The organism is bacterium, from assembly GCA_017744355.1.
In the GTDB taxonomy this organism is placed as follows: domain Bacteria; phylum Cyanobacteriota; class Sericytochromatia; order S15B-MN24; family UBA4093; genus JAGIBK01.
In genome coordinates, this window is the sequence record JAGIBK010000012.1 from 25,883 (window position 1) to 44,648 (window position 18,766).

17 protein-coding genes are annotated in these 18,766 nt (G+C 54.2%); 4 read left to right on the forward strand and 13 right to left on the reverse strand.

All coding sequences use genetic code 11. The annotated features are described in order from the left end of the window. Nucleotides 1-4: 4 nt before the first annotated feature. On the reverse strand, nucleotides 5-544 hold the full coding sequence (locus tag J7643_19605; GenBank protein MBO9542800.1) for a NifU family protein: 540 nt from the start codon (nucleotides 542-544) through the stop codon (nucleotides 5-7). Between the two features lie 105 nt (nucleotides 545-649). On the opposite strand from J7643_19605, the gene J7643_19610 reads away from it, so the two are divergent. Further along, the gene (locus J7643_19610) at nucleotides 650-1,588 is read left to right on the forward strand and encodes an NAD-dependent epimerase/dehydratase family protein (GenBank protein MBO9542801.1); all 939 of its coding nucleotides are present in this window, start codon (nucleotides 650-652) and stop codon (nucleotides 1,586-1,588) included. A 63-nt stretch (nucleotides 1,589-1,651) separates the two neighbouring features. Here J7643_19610 and J7643_19615 read toward each other — a convergent pair whose 3' ends face one another. The 3 genes from J7643_19615 to J7643_19625 all read right to left on the reverse strand — a co-directional run bounded on the left by J7643_19615 (nucleotide 1,652) and on the right by J7643_19625 (nucleotide 4,093). Then, complete coding sequence (locus tag J7643_19615; protein ID MBO9542802.1) at nucleotides 1,652-2,596, reverse strand: sugar kinase; 945 nt, start codon at nucleotides 2,594-2,596, stop codon at nucleotides 1,652-1,654. A 145-nt stretch (nucleotides 2,597-2,741) separates the two neighbouring features. Continuing rightward, nucleotides 2,742-3,113, reverse strand: coding sequence for a hypothetical protein (locus tag J7643_19620; GenBank protein MBO9542803.1), 372 nt, complete (start codon nucleotides 3,111-3,113; stop codon nucleotides 2,742-2,744). Nucleotides 3,114-3,379: 266 nt separating this feature from the next. Next, the gene (locus J7643_19625) at nucleotides 3,380-4,093 is read right to left on the reverse strand and encodes a YjbH domain-containing protein (protein ID MBO9542804.1); all 714 of its coding nucleotides are present in this window, start codon (nucleotides 4,091-4,093) and stop codon (nucleotides 3,380-3,382) included. 221 nt (nucleotides 4,094-4,314) lie between these two features. Between J7643_19625 and J7643_19630 the strand changes: the two genes are divergently transcribed. From J7643_19630 to J7643_19640, 3 genes are all read left to right on the forward strand, one after another. Further along, nucleotides 4,315-6,879 carry an SLBB domain-containing protein gene (locus tag J7643_19630; protein ID MBO9542805.1) on the forward strand — a complete coding sequence of 855 codons (2,565 nt, stop codon included), beginning with the start codon at nucleotides 4,315-4,317 and terminating at the stop codon, nucleotides 6,877-6,879. Nucleotides 6,880-6,883: 4 nt separating this feature from the next. After that, the gene (locus J7643_19635) at nucleotides 6,884-8,086 is read left to right on the forward strand and encodes a hypothetical protein (GenBank protein MBO9542806.1); all 1,203 of its coding nucleotides are present in this window, start codon (nucleotides 6,884-6,886) and stop codon (nucleotides 8,084-8,086) included. Between the two features lie 149 nt (nucleotides 8,087-8,235). After that, nucleotides 8,236-8,634 (forward strand): integrase core domain-containing protein, encoded by a 399-nt coding sequence (locus tag J7643_19640; GenBank protein ID MBO9542807.1) that lies wholly within the window; start codon nucleotides 8,236-8,238, stop codon nucleotides 8,632-8,634. Here the strand turns inward: J7643_19640 and J7643_19645 are convergent. The 9 genes from J7643_19645 to J7643_19685 all read right to left on the reverse strand — a co-directional run. Continuing rightward, nucleotides 8,610-9,374 carry a WecB/TagA/CpsF family glycosyltransferase gene (locus tag J7643_19645; protein ID MBO9542808.1) on the reverse strand — a complete coding sequence of 255 codons (765 nt, stop codon included), beginning with the start codon at nucleotides 9,372-9,374 and terminating at the stop codon, nucleotides 8,610-8,612. The genes J7643_19640 and J7643_19645 overlap by 25 nt on opposite strands. 5 nt (nucleotides 9,375-9,379) lie before the next feature. Continuing rightward, on the reverse strand, nucleotides 9,380-10,495 hold the full coding sequence (locus tag J7643_19650) for a glycosyltransferase family 4 protein (GenBank protein MBO9542809.1): 1,116 nt from the start codon (nucleotides 10,493-10,495) through the stop codon (nucleotides 9,380-9,382). Between the two features lie 35 nt (nucleotides 10,496-10,530). Continuing rightward, the gene (locus J7643_19655) at nucleotides 10,531-11,760 is read right to left on the reverse strand and encodes a glycosyltransferase family 4 protein (GenBank protein MBO9542810.1); all 1,230 of its coding nucleotides are present in this window, start codon (nucleotides 11,758-11,760) and stop codon (nucleotides 10,531-10,533) included. 558 nt (nucleotides 11,761-12,318) lie between these two features. Then, nucleotides 12,319-13,641 carry a hypothetical protein gene (locus J7643_19660; GenBank protein MBO9542811.1) on the reverse strand — a complete coding sequence of 441 codons (1,323 nt, stop codon included), beginning with the start codon at nucleotides 13,639-13,641 and terminating at the stop codon, nucleotides 12,319-12,321. Next, entirely contained in the window at nucleotides 13,641-14,795 is a 1,155-nt protein-coding gene (locus J7643_19665) for a glycosyltransferase family 4 protein (protein MBO9542812.1), read from the reverse strand. The genes J7643_19660 and J7643_19665 overlap by 1 nt, the downstream gene beginning before the upstream one ends. An 11-nt stretch (nucleotides 14,796-14,806) precedes the next feature. After that, nucleotides 14,807-16,045, reverse strand: coding sequence for a glycosyltransferase family 4 protein (locus J7643_19670; GenBank protein MBO9542813.1), 1,239 nt, complete (start codon nucleotides 16,043-16,045; stop codon nucleotides 14,807-14,809). A 5-nt stretch (nucleotides 16,046-16,050) separates the two neighbouring features. Further along, nucleotides 16,051-17,223, reverse strand: coding sequence for a UDP-galactopyranose mutase (gene glf / locus J7643_19675; GenBank protein ID MBO9542814.1), 1,173 nt, complete (start codon nucleotides 17,221-17,223; stop codon nucleotides 16,051-16,053). A gap of 20 nt (nucleotides 17,224-17,243) precedes the next feature. Beyond that, nucleotides 17,244-18,548, reverse strand: a complete 1,305-nt coding sequence (locus J7643_19680) for a flippase (GenBank protein MBO9542815.1) — start codon at nucleotides 18,546-18,548, stop codon at nucleotides 17,244-17,246. A gap of 24 nt (nucleotides 18,549-18,572) precedes the next feature. Beyond that, the coding region (locus tag J7643_19685; protein ID MBO9542816.1) for a hypothetical protein at nucleotides 18,573-18,766 on the reverse strand (194 nt) is incomplete at its 5' end.

Sequence of the window (18,766 nt, forward strand, 5' to 3'; positions counted from 1 at the left end):
CAATCTACTGGGCCGAGACCACGCTCAGCGCAGGGTCCACGTCCACCCGCAGCATGTGCTCGATAGCGCGCAGGGTCCCCGAGATCGAGCTCGGGCAGGTCCCACAGGCGCCCTGGTAGCGGATGGTCAGCACGTAGTTCTCGTAGCCCACGATCTCGAGGCCACCGCCGTCACCGGCGAGCGCCGGCCGAACACGCGTGTCCATGACTTCCTCGATCTTGCGGAGCATCGCATCCTCGGGCGAAGCAGCCGCCGCGACCTGCACGGGCGCCGAGGCTTCCGGCGCGTAGGCCTCGATGGCACCCTTGACCTGCTCGGCCAGCGGGCCCCACTCGGCCTCGGGGTCCTTGGTCACGGTCACGAAGGTCGGCATGAAGAACACCGCCTTGATTTCGGGCATCTGGAAGAGGGACTTCGCCAGGGCGTGGCCCTCGGCCTCGCTCGCGCTCTCGAACGATCGCGACCCCATCGCGATCACCTTGCCGTCGAGCGTCATCTTCACGGCGTTGGGGTTGGGGGTCGGCTCTATCTTCATGACTTTCATGGTTGGTCTCCTTTAAGGCGAAGCCTCCATTATATCAGTCGACCCCTAAGCGCGTGGTAGACTGGAGGGTCTTCCCAGCAGACAAACCGTAAAGGAGGCGTGCACATGTCTTCCCTTCGGATCCTCGTCACCGGCGGCGCCGGCTTCGTCGGCTCTCACTCCGCCGAACGGCTCGCCAAGGCGGGTCATGAGGTCGTGGCCTTCGACAACCTCTCGACCGGCAAGCGCGAAAATCTGCTCGGCCTCGACATTCCCCTCATCGAGGGCGACGTACGCGATTACGAAGCGCTGAGCCGCGTTCTGTCCGGCGGGTTCGACGCGGTCCTCCACCTGGCCGCGGTCGTCTCGGTACCTCTCTCGGTCCAAGATCCCATCGGCAGCCATGAAACCAATGCCAAGGGCACGCTACATGTGCTCGAGGCCTGCCGCCGTCACGGGGTGAACCGGGTCGTATACGCCAGCTCCGCCGCCATCTACGGCGATCAGGTGCCGCCTCTGAGCGAGGCCCTGCGCTCCGAGGGCCTCTCGCCCTACGCCGCCCAGAAGTACGCCAACGAGGTAGATGCCGGCGTCTACGCCAGGCTCTTTGGCCTCGAGACCATCGGGCTGCGCTACTTCAACATCTTCGGCCCCCGCCAAGATCCCAAGTCGCCCTACTCCGGCGTGCTCTCGATCTTCGTCGACGCCCTCAAGAACGGCCAGGCCCCGACCATCTTCGGCGACGGCGGCCAGACCCGCGACTTCGTGTACGTCGGGGACATCGCTCAGGCGAACCAGCGCGCCCTCGAAGCCCCTTCGAGCCTCTCCGGCGAAGTCTTCAACGTGGGGACCGGCACGCAAACGAGCGTGCTGGAGGCGTACGGGGCGATCGCAAAAGCCCTGGGCCTCGACCTCACACCTCGCTTCGGCCCGCCCCGCGAAGGCGACATCCTGCATTCGGGTGCCAACATCGAGAAGATCACCCGCTTGCTCGCCTACCGCCCCGAAATGTCCTTCGCCGAGGGGATCCGGCATACCGTCTCCTCCCTGGTTCCCGCCCTTTAATCAAAAGACCGAGGCCACTCTTTCGGAGTGGCCTCGGTCTTTTTTGGAGGTAAGTGTCGTTCGCTACGCGACCACGGTCGGGACGAAGGTGTCGCCCAGCTTCTCGAAGCCGCTCATCTTGCGCAGAACGTTGTAGCGCTTGAGGATCTCCTCGTGGGTCACGGTGCGCAGCCGGTCGCAGCTGAACTCCTCGACGTTGTACGAAGCCATGACGCTGCCCAGGATGATGGCGCGGCGCAGATTCTCGTTCGACAGGTCATCGGTGTAGGCCAGGTAGCCCAGGAAGCCGCCCGCGAAGCTGTCGCCGGCGCCGGTGGGGTCCGAGACCTCCTCGATGGGGTAGGTGGGCGAGATGAAGATGTGGCCGTTGTCCTGGACGAGCATGGCGCCGTCCTCGCCCTTCTTGATGATGACGGCCTTGGGACCGAGCTCGAGGACACGCTTGGCGGCCTTGAGGAGGTTGTTGGTCTCGCAGAGCTGGCGCGCCTCGCCCTCGTTGAGCAGGGCGATGTCGACCCGCTTGAGGGTCTCGATCAGCGCCGCGCGCTTGCTCGTGATCCAGAAGTTCATGGTATCGCAGACCACGAGCTTGGGGCGCTCCATCTGGTCGAGCACCAGGCTCTGGAGCTCGGGATCGATGTTGCCCAGGAAGAGGTACTCGCTCTGGGCGTAGGTCTGGGGGAGCTTGGGCTGGAAGTCCGCGAAGACGTTGAGGTCCGTCATGAGGGTGTGCGCCGTGTTGAGGTCCTCATCGTAGAACCCCTTCCAGCGGAAGGTCTTGCCTTCGACCCGCTGCAGGCCCTCGACGTTGACGCGGCGGCTGCGGAACAGCTCGACGTGCTCCTCGGGGAAGTCGGTACCGACCACACCCACGAGGTTGACGGGCGAGAAGAAGCTCGCCGACATGGAGGCGTGGGTGGCGGATCCGCCGAGCGCCTCGATCACTTCTCCGCGAGGCGTCCGGACCGAATCCAGCGCGACCGATCCGACGATGGTGATGTTACTCATTATTAGCCCTTCTCTACTCCCGTAAGCGGCATGGGCAGGCAAACTTGGACATTATAGCAGATCTGAAAAGCAGCAGATCCCCCCATCAAGGGGGGATCGCAGAGGAAATCGACGGCAAGGCTGCGGTGATGCCCCGCCTCGCGCCCTATTCAGCCAGATAGGCCTCCAGCCCGCGCTTGATCGGATCCAGGTGCCGCTCGGCCCCCTTCATCTCGGGCTCATAGCGAAAGCCCAGACGCCGGGCATCCCCCGCCTCGCCCAGGGCGACGCGCACCTTGGCGACACGCGTTCCCGTGGGCGGGTAGGCGCTCCAGAGCTCGACGCTCACCGCGTCTTCCGAGACGGAAATGTTCCGGTAAAGGCCCCCGTCGGGGGCCTCGCGCCCGATGAAGTATCCCTTGATCCGCTGCGGGGTCAGCGCCTCGACGCGCGCGACCTGCATGTCATAGGTGCTCGCCTTCTCCTGCAGGTGAGCGCAGCCCCCCAGAGCAGGGATCAGCATCGTACAAACAAGCAAAAGCCGCATCATTATTATCCAGATCCTTGAATCAAAAATATCACCCGCTATCCACTATAGGGCAACGGATCCCGCTCCAACCGACGCTCGACGAAACCTTCACGAAACACTTACAAAATATTTTTGCAATCATTACGCAACAATACGAGCAGGCTGGCAGCATAAAGGACGGGCCTATTCCGCCTCAATGCACAATTTTTCGATTGGATAGGATTATTTTTCGTTCCAATAGGATGGGAGCGTGGCGGCGCGAAAAGTCCCGCCGCTCAAAGCGACCACGAGAGGACGCCGAGGAAGCCCCAGTCATCCGGGAAAAGCCGTGCGGCCTGCACGGTGAGCCAGCTCACCGGCCGCCAGCTCATGCCGGCGTTCCATTCGTCGCTGTCGTACTCGAGCTTGAGATTGAGGCCAGCGCCGACTTCCCAGTCGACGCCGCCGAACACGCCCTTGATGAAGCGGGGGCTGTCGCCATAGCCCATGTGCAGTGAGAGTGGGCCGAAGGGCTGGCTCACGACTCCATAGAAGGTGTTCAGGCCATAGTCGGTCTTGCCGATGGCCCCACGCGACAAGAAGTTGGCTCCGATAGGATCCTGAGCCCCCACGGCCACCCGGGGCCAGTTCGCGGGCAACGGCAGGCGGTACTTCACGTTCCACATACGGTGGAAGCCGTAGGCGACCCCGGGCGCATCCCCCGGATACCAGCCCACCACCTGCAGCTGGTCGAGCGTCAGCTCGAGGCCCGGCAGCAGGGCCATGGAGGCGAAGTAATGGCGGTTTGTCTTGGGTCGAAAAAGGTAGCCCCGCGTCCCGCCGATCCAGCTGAAGCCGAGTGCGAACTCTCCGTCTTCGAGGGTCAAAGCGGTCGGCGTCTTGACGAGGCCGGTCCCCCCGCCCAGGTTGAGCGACGCCGCACCGGCGGCTGTCGCCAACATCGGGAGTAAGAGGACGCTCAGGCACCACGCACACATCATCATTCGCATACCAGGATCATACCCCGCTCAAGGGGCAGCAAGGCCCTGGTTTCGTATGGTACGATCGAACGCAATGATGCTTCCTAAATAATCCCGCCGAAATAAACCCTCGGAAGCCTGTATTAACCGAATATTCAAGGGTTTATCGAAAAATAAGAGGCGGGTATGCAATTCTCAGTACCCACAAAGGAAACCAGGTCCTTCTGCAAGCCCGAGAGGTAACCCCCTTCGTGAGACGCCCCAATCCTTGGTTCAGCGCCCTGACAGCGGCCACCTTCCTGCTCGCATCCCCCGGCACCGTCCTGGCCGCGGAATTCAGCATGCCTGGCGTCATGCCCCAAGGCGATGCAAACGCCCCCCAGACGAGCACCCTCCCCGGGGGCGGCCCCAGCATCCACATATCCCCGGACGCATTCAAGCAGTTGAGCCCCGAGCAACAGCAACTGGTCCAGCAACGCATGAAGCAGGGTCCCAGCGCCCCGCCCTCATCGCAGACCAAGACGCTCGATCCCAGCCAGGAGAAGCCCCCCGAAGAGCCCGTCGAGGCTAGCGCGCCTCAAGCCACCAGCGACACGGAAGAGCTCTCGAGCTTCGAGCAGGAGCTGCGTCAGCGCCCGCCCGAGGCGGTCTCGCTCCAGCTGAGCCACTATGGCTATGACCTGTTCCGCGGAGCGCCCTCGACCTTCGCCCCGGTGGACGATCTGCCCGTCCCGAGCGACTATGTCATCGTGCCCGGCGACGAGATCATCATCAGCGCCGTGAGCCCTCGCCGCAGCGGCGACAACAGCCTGACGGTGAACCGTGACGGCACGATCTTCTACCCGAACATCGGGACGCTCTCCGTCGCGGGCATGACCTACTCGCGGATGGTCCAGTTCCTCACCCAGAAGATCAAGGGCGGCGCGCGCGACATGCAGCTCTCGATCCGGATGGGCAAGCTTCGCAGCATCAACGTCGTCCTGGTCGGCCGCGTCAAGAAACCCGGCAGCTATACCGTCAGCTCGCTGACCACTCTCTCCAACGCCCTCATCGCCTGTGGCGGCCCCACCAAGATGGGCAGCCTGCGCGACATCCAGCTCAAGCGTGGCGGCAAGGTCGTCGCGCGCTTCGACCTGTACGACTTCCTGCTCAAGGGCGGCAGCGACCAGGACCTGCGCCTGCAGGGGGGCGACGTCATCTTCGTCCCGGAGAGCGGGCCCCAGGTCGCCATAGCGGGCAACGTCAAGGCGCCTGCGATCTACGAGCTCAAGGGCAAGACGAACCTGGAGGAGGTCTTCAAGCTCGCGGGTAACATCACCCCCATGGGTTTCGCCCAGCAGATCCAGATCGAGCGCTTCAACCAGAACACCTCGCAGAAGATCCTCGACGTGGATCTGACCAAGCCTGGCGCAGCCCGTAGCACCTCCATCCAGGATGGGGACATCGTCAAGGTCTACGCCCTCTCGAAGAAGCTCCTCAACGGCGTCATGCTCAGCGGCCATGTGGAACGGCCCGGCAAGTACGAGTACCGCCCAGACCTGCGTCTGAAGGACGTGATCAAGGGCGAAAACGACCTGAAGCCCGAGGCCTACCTCGAGTTCGGCCTCATCGAGCGCATCATGCCCCCGGACTCCCACATCGAGCTGATCCCCTTCCACTTGGGCAAGCTCCTGGCCGGCAACGCCGCCGAGAACAAGCCCCTCCAGGCCGGGGACAAGGTCAACGTCTACTATCGCTGGGAGGTTCAGGAGCCACCCACCGTTCGCGTCACCGGTGCCGTCCACAGACCCGGCCAGATACGTCTGACGCCTAAGATGACCGTCAAAGAGCTGATCCAGCTCGCGGGCGGCCTCAAGGACCAAGCGGATCGATCCATCGCGGAGCTTACCCGCGTCCAGGTGGTCGATAACAAGCTCGAGAGCCGACGAATCACCATCAACCTGGCCAAGGCGATATCGGGCGACACGGCCTCCAACCTCGTCATCGAGAAGAACGACTACCTCCTCGTCAAGGAAGTGCCGGAATACAAGCTCTACCGGACGGTGACCATCCAGGGCGAGGTCGCCCAGCCCGGAACCTATACATTCAGGGACGGGGAGACCCTCTCAGAGGTGATCGCCCGGGCAGGCGGATTCACCAAGCGCGCCTACCTCAAGGGCTCCATCTTCACGCGTGAATCGGTCAAGAAGCTGCAGGAAGAGCGCCTGCAGGATTTCGCGAAGCGACTTGAGGCGGATGTCTACCGCGAAGCGAACGCCGGCGTCGCGGGCGCTCTTTCCGCTGAGGCCGCAAAGGCCAGCCAACAGGCCTTGGAAACCAAGAAGGCCTTTTTGGCGAGCATGAAGGACACCAAGGCGTCAGGGCGCATGATCGTCAAAGTCGACGAACTCATGCACAAACAGCACTCGGATGTGGACGTCACGCTCGAGGAAGGCGACGTGCTGCTCGTGCCGCCGGTCATTAACTCGATCTCGATCATTGGCCAGGTCTACAATCCGACAGCCATCACCTACGAGCAGGGGCTGACGGTCGGCCAATACCTCGCCAAGGCTGGTGGCCCCACGGATCGGGCCGATACCAGAGGTATCTACGTCATTAAGGTAGATGGATCCGTCATTACAGATAAGAACTTTTCCACCGGTTGGGGCCCTTGGCGCCAGGGCGTCACGGGCGCAGTGTTAGAGCCTGGCGACACCATCATGGTCCCCGAGAACCTAGCGGTGGACACCACCTTGCGAGACACCCGTGACATCACCCAGATCCTGTTCCAGCTTGCAAGCTCTGCTGCGATCACCTGGGGTATCTTGAGGAAGTAATCACATGCAAGAAGTCACCGTTCCTCAAACCACCTCCCAAATGATCGACGACGATGAAATCGATCTGGTTGAACTGGCGCTCACCGTTTGGAAGCGCAGAAAAATCGTTGCGGCAATTACCCTCGCCGGTACGCTGTTAGCAACAGGTTTCAGCTTTACACAGCCCAACATTTACACGGCTACAGCCACCCTTCTACCTACCGACTCATCCAGCGATCGGATCAGCAACGCACTCACATCCCTCGGTGCATTGGGCGGCCTCGCCGCTCAGGCCAGTGGTGGGTTAAAAGGGACCGTTTCTGATAAATTCGTAGCAATCATTCAATCAAGGCGACTTACCGAGCAAGTCATTCACCATCCCCAGACTCTCCCACAGCTCTTTCCAAAGCAGTGGAATACAGTTCAGAAACGCTGGGAAAAAGTTCCGACCCTCCTGGAAGCCCACCGCCTTCTGGCCAAAACCATCTCGACCAAGGTCGATCCGAAAACCGGCCTCCTGCAGTTGAGCGTAGATCACACCGATCCGAAATTTGCAGCAGACCTCGCTAACAGCTATGTCATTGAATTGAACGCCTTTTTGCAAGGGAATACCCTAAGTTCAGCAAAGCGGAATAGGGCATTTTTGGAGCAACAAGTCACAGGAGTCGTTCGGGATCTCTCAAAGCTCGAAGACGAGCTCAAGAAGTTTCAACAAGCCCATAAAATTGTATCTCTCGACGCTCAGACCGAAGCGGGGGTGCAGACTTACGCAACCTTGAAATCGCAGCTAATGGCAAAAGAGATGGAATACAATCTGCTAGCTAATTCGGTATCGAGTAGTGATACTCAATCGATCGGCCTAAGACAAGAAATTTCTCAAATTAAAGAAAAACTAAATACTATTGAAAACGGAACAGGAGATGGCATCATCTCATTCAAAGATGCTCCAGACCTTGGTGTTCGCTTCGCAAGGATCAAACGTGATTTGCTTACCAAGCAAAAAGTATTTGAATTAATGAGCCAGCAGCTCGAAATCGCGAAGCTTGACGAAGCAAAAGACACTTTATCTTTTCAGATTATCGATGAAGCTATCACGCCAGACAAAAAATCAAAACCAAAAAGGGGAGTTATTATTGCAATTGGGTTAATTATTTCACTATTTATCGCCATATTGTCTGTATTAATACTCAACAAGTTTGGGAAATGGGCTGCAACAGAACCTAAATAAAGCTCAGCGAGCCCAGGCATCCAAACATCGAAAGTTCTCTTCAACGACAAACGCTTCTGCACCCTCACGGTAGTGGACGTATACACTCGGGAGTATCTGGTCGTCGAAGCAGATCAGGGCATCAAGGGTGAGCAGGTCGTCTCGGTCTTTTGGATCGCCTTCGCTTCCTGAAGAGGACACCCAAGACTACCCCGGTCGATAACGGCCCTGTATTCATCTCCAAGGTGCTTGATCGCCAGGCCTACGAGAACAGCATCACGTTGGACTTCGCCAGGCCTGGAAAACCAACAAATACCACCTACATCGAACCCTTCAAAGATAGTTTCCAAGACGAGTGCCTGAACGTCAATTGGTTCTTGTCGCTAAAGGACACCCGGAACAAGATCGCCGCCCGGAGAATGGCACATAAAACCGAACACCGACTGAATTTACCCAATAAATCAGAACTTAATCCATTAATTAAGACAAAACCGGCCCACAATCCTCATTTTTTTTCGCTACAGAAACCAGTGAAACCAACAAGTCACCGACGCACCAAGAACCTGTGAACAACTTCGATAGATAAAAGCCAAACAAACGGTAGATTAGTCGTAAAATACCGCCGCCAGAGTCGCTTGGGCTCGAGAGCTAACCTAAAGACCCACTCAAGGCCAATATTTCGCATCCAGGCTGGCGCCCGCTTCTGGATACCAGCATAAACCGGAAAGGCCCCGCCCAACCCAACCATAACCGCCTCGATCTGACCCCGATGGCGGCCCATCCACTTCTCTTGCTTAGGGCAACCAAGCGCAACCAAGACAAAATGAGCTCCGCTCGCATTAATGGCGGCTACCGTGTGGGCCTCCTCCTCAGGCATAAGATCTCGGAATGGGGGCGAAATTGCCCCGACCACGATCAGTCTAGGGTAGTCCACAGCCAGGCGTGCTCGGATTTTGGAAAGCACTTCCGGTGTCGAACCGACAAGAAATAACTTCAGTCCTCGCTGTTCGCCGGCAGAGGAGATAGCCATTAACAGATCCATGCCAGCCGCCCGGTCCTGTTCACGTTTTCCGAACAGCCGGAGTGCCCAAACCAGTGGCATTCCATCTGGCGTGACCAAATCAGCGGCCTCCAAGACTTGGCAAAAAGTCGGATCCGAATGGGCTTCCATTACCATGTGAACGTTTGCCACGCAAACGACCCTAGACTCTCGACTTTCTGCCCATTTCACCATCTGATTGACCAATTGGTCACATTTCAGCGCAGAAACCGGGGCCCCCAATATGGGCGTCGCCGCAACCGGTGGCATTCCAATTACCTCCCCCTACGTCCTGACTGATCCAAGAAAGCCAAGATACCATGCTTGAAATTGGCAACCATTACATCAAGCGTCAATCGTGCAGCAGAAGCTTTGGCACCTTCCTTGAGACGAGCCCTAAGAGCTGGGTCATGCAAATATCTCACAACAGCATCCACATATTCCTGGAGAGAGAATGGTGTAACATCACCATTCACACCAGGAAGCAAATATTCGATCTCGGGACTATGCACGGGTATGTCTGTGGTAAAAACGGGGAGTGCAGCTACAAAAGCATCCAGGATAGCCAATCCCACCAATCCCGGGTTGAGTACGACATCGCTGACTCCAAAGTAAACAGCCTTTTCGAAGCCAAACTGGGATCCCACTATATGAATCCATTCATCAGACCCGACATAGTGCCGCAGATTATCTCGCTCAGGGCCATCCCCAACAATAATCAGGTGAAAATTCGGAATTTGTTCACGTAATAAGCGCGCAGCATCGACCAAGAAATGTAACTTTTTATCTCCATATAGCGATCCACAGAACAAGCCAACAAGATCACCCGGTAAAATTCCTAGGCGAAGTCGCAGTGCCGAGCGATTTTCTTCGCTAATTGCAGACACTTCGGCTTCGAAGCTGCTGGTATCTACTGAGTTCTGAACCACTGTGATCCGATCAGATGGAAAGCCATTACGTTTCAGATAATCTGCCGTTCCCTGAGTATAGGCAAACCACCATCCAACCATATTCAACGTTTGATGCTTAAGCCACTCTTCAAATCCCGACTTCCGGGCCTGGCGATTGTACCCATGCCCCCAGAAAGCAAGTGACTTGAGCCCAAGACGGGCCCCTAACAACAAAGGGTAGTTCACCAAATGCTTATTCGCATGTTCTACAATGACAACATCACTTCTAATAATCTCTTGGCACACATTTTGGATCAGCAGCTTGCCGTTGAATAGCCAGTAGTTCTTGACCGGCCGGGAAATCTGGTGGCTTAGCGTGGCGGAATCCCCTTTGGTCGCTTCCTCGATAGTCGGCTCCCCAAAAGCAACCGTCAATTCAATGTTATGCTCCGCTAACACCCGAGCCAAGGCCTCAAAAAAAGGCACGCGGTACTGCTTCATTGACCCTTGAATAATAAGAACTCTTGGCATTTGCTTTACTCGGATCGCTCGTGAGCGGTACCGCTAGGCTCTCCCGTACAACCCTTTTCTTGAGCGCTGGCGGTAATAGCTTCTCGGTAAATCATCATAAGCCGATTATAATTTACATCCTCTGAGAATTGGCGCTCGAACATGTCCCGGGCTTGTTGTCCCATGGCATCTCGGAAAGGTCCATTCTGAGCCAGGCGACGTACTTCGGTCGCTAAGCCCGTAGGGTCGCCTGGTGCAAATAACAAACCCGTGGTTCCTGAACCCACCAACTCCCTCAAAGATCCAATATCGCTAGCAATGATCGGCAGCCCTGAACTATAGGCTTCCACGAGGGTTGCAGGGAAGTTTTCATAGACGAGCGACGGCAAAAGGAGCATCTTAGCACCCCTCATCAAACGTGCGATTTCTTCCTTCGGCTGTCGCCCCAACCACTCGATGCTCGGCCTTCGCTCCACTGCTTCAGCGACCAAGGCTGCCTCAGGACCATCCCCTACGATCTTGAGCGGTGGGAGTCCATCATGCTCTTGCCAAGCTTGAAGTAAGGTTGTCACTCCCTTCTCGGCGGAAAGCCTTCCAACATAAAGGGCATATTCCCCACCGGTCCCCACACCGTAGTCGGGATGGATGGTATTCGGCTTTACCCAAATCTTGTCGGCAGGAAGGCCGCCCTCAACGAACTTAGATCGGGCAAACTCAGATAATGCAATATACCTATCAATAACACGATCCCACGTGCCCAACATTCGGTGAATTGCGGTTGTAGTTACGGCAGCAAGGCTCGCGGCATGGCTTCCGCGATAGCAGGCGCGCAGCACGCCTTCAAGGGGCAATGCCTTGCCCAGACATGATTCACAAATCGCCCCTTCCCTGAAGAACATGGCATTCACGCATAATAGGCGGTAGTTGTGAAGAGTCTGAACAACGGCAACACCCTCTTCTCTTGCCGCATAATAGCCAGCAGGCGAAACTAATGGAAACGTGTTATGAAAGTGAACCACCTGAGGACGCAGTGACTGGATACGTTGTCGTAGTTCGTAATACACAGTCGAGTTCCAAACGGTCTGTTGCATCATTTGGAGTGGAGAAAAGGTTGAGATGCGGTCATTGTGCATGATGTATTCAGAAACCTGCAGACCCCGCTGCCGAAGCATTTCCGCTTCGGTTGCAAAGACCCTATCTTCGCCCCCTGGCATCTGATAGAAATTGTGGACGAGAAGCACTCGCTCAATTGACATAGGGAACAGCTTTCAACATACGCTCTGTCGCAAAATTTTTGTTAAGCATCATCTTCCGACTCCCTGGAACCCGATTTATACATTTAAGAGTTTTTATAGCATTGCGCAACGCATAATTGATCGACCTGGCGATTTCCTTGAGCGAATCTAATAAGCACACCCTACTATCGATTTCACCTATTACAAATTCCAAGATCGCTTTATTTTACAGACTTCGCAACACTTACTAGATCGTTGCCATAACCCCGTTTATCGTCAACTCCCACTTATCGATCAAGGTCGAAAATATGAAAAGTTCTGCCTAGGCATGCGATTCTGTAACATAGGTATTGAAAAAATTTCCGATCAAATGCAATCTCATATAAGAAAACTGTTCAATCTGCACGAACTCCGCGTATGAGGAGTCACCCCTTGCTATTTAGATTAACCGTTCCAAGTACGGTACTCATTCCGCTGCGATCTGTCGATCCATGGCAAGAACCATCATCCTATAGAATGCGTGGCTAATCATTTCGACCTGCACGCAGAATCAATTTTCATCCTAACCATCCTCGTTGGTTAGTTTTTTGCATAAGTATTGCCATAAACTAGACTTGCATATGCTACTTGGATCAACATACAGCCAATCATGATAGCTTGTGGAACTTCCCAGTAATTCTCCTGAACTCCCAGAAAGCAAAGGAATAAAATGCTCGCGGTGATAGTAAAAGCCAAGTGTCGATTGATATCGGCACGGGCTTTCACGCGCCAGAGGATCGCCCATATCAAACCCATCACCCCAAGAGCGAGTGGAACTCCAAATTCTGAAAACAGTGTGAGCCATGAGCAAAATGGTTGCTGGGTCGAGCCAAACCACTTGTTTTGTCCCATGAGCCACAAATCCCACAGATAGCGCTCAAAAGCAGGTGACATCCCCTTGGGCAGCAGTGGCACCTGCTTGGGCGATAACGGTCCGCCAAAGAAGTAACCAGTTCCAATCAAACTTGCTCTGCTGGAGTACTGCCCTGGTCCCAAGCCAATCAAGGGGGCCAACGGATACTCTGACGGGAGGTCAAACACCGTACGAATGATGGCCAAGGTTCTAGGATACTCTCCAGTGAACATGGCCTGGTACGTCCCACTAATTAGTCCCAGGTTTTTGCTCAGGGCAGAAACAGCCACCAAGGGGATCACGGCCAGGCATGCAAGCACCACAGCATTTCCAAGACGTAACTGCAACTTGGGGCGGACAAGGAATAATGCCAGAACAAGCGCTACAAAGCCCATAACGATCACATGGACCACCGACGAGAGAACGAGCGCGAGGGCACCAACCAATACCGGCAATAGGTGCTTCCGCCTTCTAAGCAAGTCCGGCAATAGAATAAGCAGCATGCAGGTCATATTGGTGGCGAACATGGGATTCGAAAAGGCCAGATCCGGCGCTACTCCTATATGGATCGTGCCGGTTACGAAATCACCGTTGGCCTGATCAAGGCTCCCTGTATGCATGAAGCCATAACCGGCCTGGACAATGCCAACCAAACCCTCGATCAGGGTCACTCGCGCCACGAAGGCCACCATAGACTCCAATAGCGTGGGATGGGCCAATCGCTTCACTGGGATCGCTATCAGGAACCAGGCCGCGCTGAAGGTAACAATTGAAAGCAAGGCACTATGGAGGACAAAGTCACCTTGGAAGAAATAACGAGCACCTATCAGGATCAAGAAGATCGTGAGCCCCACCACCGCGTTCCGGAGCGCAATGCCACTGCGAGTAGCCAGGATGAAGTACCCTAATGCGAGAAGCGGAATCACGTAGGCGATCGCCTTAAGTGGAGACCAGCAAAGCACTACAGTCACCATAAAGGCTCGCAGGTAAGCTCGCTGGTACACGTTCATTAAGGCTGCCTCAGGGTGCGGTAAAGCGGTATCAAGTACTGGGAAACAATTACGGCCCAGTCGTTACAAGCGGCCACACGATCCGCATGCTCTCGAATACTGGCAAAACTGGCAGGCTCCCCATAGGCCGAGATTGCCCGACCGAGCGCATTGTGAACGTCTTCCACCGAATCTAGGCAAACGAAGCCATTTACACCATCCTGCACGTAGTCCAGAGAGGCAGGCGTGCACGTGGCTACCGGAATGAGATTGGCACAGGCGAGATACTCGATCAGCTTGGTGGGGGGTTGATACCTGTGACGAGTAGCAGTAGGCACCATCGAAACACCGATATCAGCGGCACAATAGTACGGAAAGACTTCATTGTAAGGAACACGTCCAGTGAATACTATGCGATCCAAAATACCAAGCCGCTCAGCTTGCGCCTTGAGATTCTCAAGAAAGGCCGTATTCTCATGCGCACCGACCACTATCAGTCGCACATCGTCATGAGTTCTCGTAAGCAACTCAAAAGCCTCAAGCAACACCGGTAGTCGGCGAGAGGGCGAGATTGAGCCTGCGTAAAGGATCACATTATCAGAATCAGAGAGGCCCCACTTCTGGCGAATGCTGCTACGGATCTGCTCACGATTAGGCGGATTAAGACGCTGAACACTAGCTCCCAGCGGAATAATCGTCACATCTCGAAACGACGGCCTAAGCGTCGATGCGATTTTCTCCGTTAATGCGACAACCTTATCATACGTCTGTGCCTCCAGCCATGTAATTCGCTCCTTCAAAACACTCAATGAACTGGATCTATGTTTTTTATTTTCTACATGAAGTGTACGAACATCTAAGATCCATCTCGTGGATCGATGACGGGATAGCAGTGGAAGTAGTCCACAACCTCTAAAATGGAAGACATGGACGATATCAGCACCAATATCATCAATGGCCTTAGCCATGGCATGCAAACGCGTAAGTAAACCTGGAAAATCCTGCCGTGGCAAATGATGTAGCTCAATCGAGGCAAAAGACGCCTCCTGAATCCCCCATACATTGGATAGACCTAAGTAGGCCACCTGATACCCTTGTTCACTTAACAGTGTGGCGTATTCAAAGATATCGGAAAACTGCCCGAACTCATTGATGAAAACGAAAAGTATTTTCAAGGCCTGCCTGCTCAACTATCCTGAATTAGCTTTTCCCAAAGTGAAATCCGGCTATCGACGAATGGCTCGAGGGTAAATCGCTGCAGAAAGCGATTGCGATTCTGTGTCCCAATAGCCTCAGCCAACCCAGGTTCGCGATGAATCAACTGCAATTTCTCATGAATTTCTTGGGCATTACGCGCATAAAGCGGATAATCCTCCCCCAGCGCTTCGAGATTGCCGCCAACTGGGGTAGCAATGATTGGTTTTTTCAGCGCCATCGCCTCGAGCAATGCCAGATCGAAGACCGCCACTTCGGTGCTTGTGACAACAGCCCAGCAGCGACGCATCTTTTCAAGAAGATGGGTTCGATCGAGTTTTCCCTGGAAGAGTATGCGATTAGCAGCAGGGAGTTGATCTCGGAAGGCTATCAGTTCCGGTGTCAAGGCGGTATGAGCCCCAACATTGATAGCCTCCGAAGAATAATCATCTTCCAGCTCCGAAATAAAACGGGATGCGCCTTCGAGAAATAACTTTATCCCCTTTTCAGGCACATGCTGAGCTACATTAAAAATATTCCGCGAATCGATGTCTCCTTGGCCAACTTCCGAGTACGGATCGGGAATCGCATTATAGATAATCACCGACTTGGAAAGAATTGGTTCTACTAAGGTCGGATGCGATTCCAAGAATAGTCGCTGAGCACCATGACTTGGGAAAATTAGGAGATCTGTTCCTTGGACTGTAGCGACTTCCATTTCCTTCATTCGAGCCGCAAAACGTGTTCGTTCAAAATGAGGGTTGGAAGCAAGAAATTCACGGGTGTACCCCCCCTTTGAATGCTCTTCGTGAACGAGCCTGAGATTTAATTCAGTCTTGTAACGATGCAACTGGTAAACTATTGGCAGACCGAATGCATGCACCACAGTTGGGCCTCCCACAGCGTTAGCACGTAGTGCCGAGCGCATGTGCCGCCGTCTCAGGCCCTGCGAAATCGCATGGGCTAAATTCAGCTGCAGGCTGTTAGGTCGCGCCTGCAAGAGAGCCCAGAAATTGGTATGTTGCAATCTAGACTGAACCACATCAGCAGCTTCGAAACTGGACTCAGTCAGGCATGATAGGGGAAAGACCTTCTTATCAATAAGAGCTCGGACACCCATTTCGTCTCTTCTTGGTGCCAGTAGACTAGAAGCCAGTAGCTTTGCAACTGCACCAGGACCGCCGGAGTTCGAACCAGGAATATTACGAAGTCCTAAATAGATATTGCTCATTAGCATCAAATCCTCATCTCAAGTTCGGTCGAAACTTGCGGATTCGCTGCCATCTTACGATTAGCGATACGCTGCTCGAATATAACCAAGGCTCTTGCAACCGCCTGATCCATGTTGTAGTACTTATAGTCTGCTAGACGCCCCAGAAAGATAACAGAATCCCCTAGTTGTTTGGCTTCTTCCAGGTAGCGCCGGTACATATCATGGTTCTCTGCCTTTGGAATTGGGTAGTAGGGATCGTTCTGGCCCTCAACGAATGCCTCGGGAAATTCTGTGGTCACCGAGGTTCCGTAGCATCGCTGACCGGTCATAGTCTTATACTCAGAAATACGGGTAAAGGCGTGCTCATTTGGGTAATTGATGGTGCCCACCGATTGGAATGTCTCAATCTGATGATGTTCATGATGAAACCTCAGACTCCGGTATGGCAAACGACCGAAAGCATATCCGAAGTAATGATCCATTGGACCGGTAAAGATCATCCGATCATACTGCACTTCGCCTTCCAGTTCCTTGAAGTCGGCATTCAACAGCAACTTAATATTCTTGTGTGCTAACATCCTCTCAAACATGGCCGTGTATCCATGTTTCGGCATAGCCTGGTATACATCTTGGAAATATCGATCATCACGACTAACCGAAACAGGAACTCTACCTGTTACCCCAGACCCAAGCTCTTCAGGCCTAAATCCCCATTGCTTCTCTGTGTAACCCTTAAAAACATTCTCATAAATGAAGTCTGCCAGAAAAGTCAGCTCACCCCCTGCCTTTTCTCTGAGTTTAAGAATAGGTACCTTAGATCCAAATCCAAACTGCTCGACTAGTGCTCGTTCCAGTTTCTCTGCGAGGTGTGCAGGGAAGAGTGCCTCGATCGAGTTGAGGTTAAAGGGGATAGGAACCTGCTTCCCATGGATCATTCCAAGCACACGATGGTAGTACAGGTGCCAATCCGTAAATTGCGAGAGGTAATCCCACACTACCTGAGAGTTAGTATGAAAAATATGGGGACCGTAACGGTGCACCAGGACGCCATGCTCATCGTAATGATCGTAAGAATTGCCTCCAATATGATTACGCTTTTCAATGATCAGTACCGACTCATCCAACTGTGAGGCAATACGCTCCGCCATTACGCAGCCCGAGAACCCTGCTCCGACGATCAACCACTTTACTTTCACCCTAGAAAACTCCTCTTAACTTAGGACACCGGCAAGGTTTTTGGCTGCAATCTACGCAGAACGACGATCATGCAGGCAGTAACAAAAAACTCGGCAAGCACAACAGCAATAGCCATGCCGACCTGAGCGAACGCTGGGGCCAAAAAAGCCGCCAAACATAAATTCAACAGGCCAGCCGTTATGATAATGCTATTGAAAACTCGGTCCAATCCCAGAGGTAGCATCCACTGTATCCCAAGCACATTACTTAAAGCGATCAGCGGTGGAAGCAGCGCCAGGATTCTCAACACAGGTACTGCCTCCTGGAATGTCGGACCCAAGAGTATTGACACTAGCCAGGGCGCACCAAAAAAAACTACCAAGCCCAGAAAAACTCCCCCTGCCCCCATCAGTCGAACGCTCAACTTGAACAATGCCTTTGCGTCATCCCGGGATTGGCCCGCAAGTCGGCTAAGACGTGGATAAAAAGCCTGTGAAATTGGCCCTAGCAAGCCAAAGAACGATTTACTGATCTTCTCCGCCCCCGCGTAAAATCCTACCTGGGTTGGAGTTGCAAATGTACCAAGAATAAATGTATTTCCAGCAGTATAAAGACTGGAAGATGCCCGAAACAAGAACATCGTCCATCCCATCTGAAGTGTACGCATTATTCCTGCAGGCTTAGGTAAAGTTGGCGACACCACTCTATTAACCATGATCCAAGCCACAATCTGTGTTAGCGCTGCTAGCGCTAATTGTACTAGTGCCGCTTTTGGCAGGTCTTCCGGCGAATGAACTAGTATCAACAGGGCAACGGCAGCTAAGACCTTGCCAGAGATGTCAACACCAGAAATCAGACGCATCTTTTCCATTCCCTGGAAAAACCAGGTGAAGTTCATAGCCTGCAGGATGCCGGTCATAACGCATGCCCACATGACAGTCGAATTTCCCTGAAATATGGGAATCATCCTAAATGCAAGCAATGCTACTCCAGCCGCAATCACTACAAGAAATAGTTTAGCGCCAATAATATTTCCAATAAGTTCTGCCAGTTCTGATTTTCGCTGATCGTTTCTTGCAACTTCCCTTGTGGCCGATAAGTCAAACCCATATTCAACAAATAGCGCTAAATATGCCGCAAATCCCTGAGAAAATGCCAAAATCCCCCAAGACTCTGGCCCAAGAACCCGGGTCAAGTAGGGAATCGTTACCAACGGGATCAGGTATCGTGCGAAGTGAAGCCCGTATAGGGCTAGCATATTTTGAATGAGATTATGAACCTGTAGGCCCTGACGTCGAATACCTAGGTCAACGCTACGAGCCCACTGAAACCATCGATTCAACATGGTGGCATCCACCGCGAAGATTTTTCATTCGTTGCTGGCATAAACATCGCTTCCCAGCTCGTGCGATAAGAACCACGCATACGTTTCTTGAATTCCGCACGCTAGGGGGGTGGCAGCCTGCCACCCCAGCTCCCTCAAGCGGCCTACATCTAATAACTTCCGAGGTGTGCCGTCGGGCTTGGTGCTATCCCAGACGAGCTCGCCCTCGAAGCCCACCA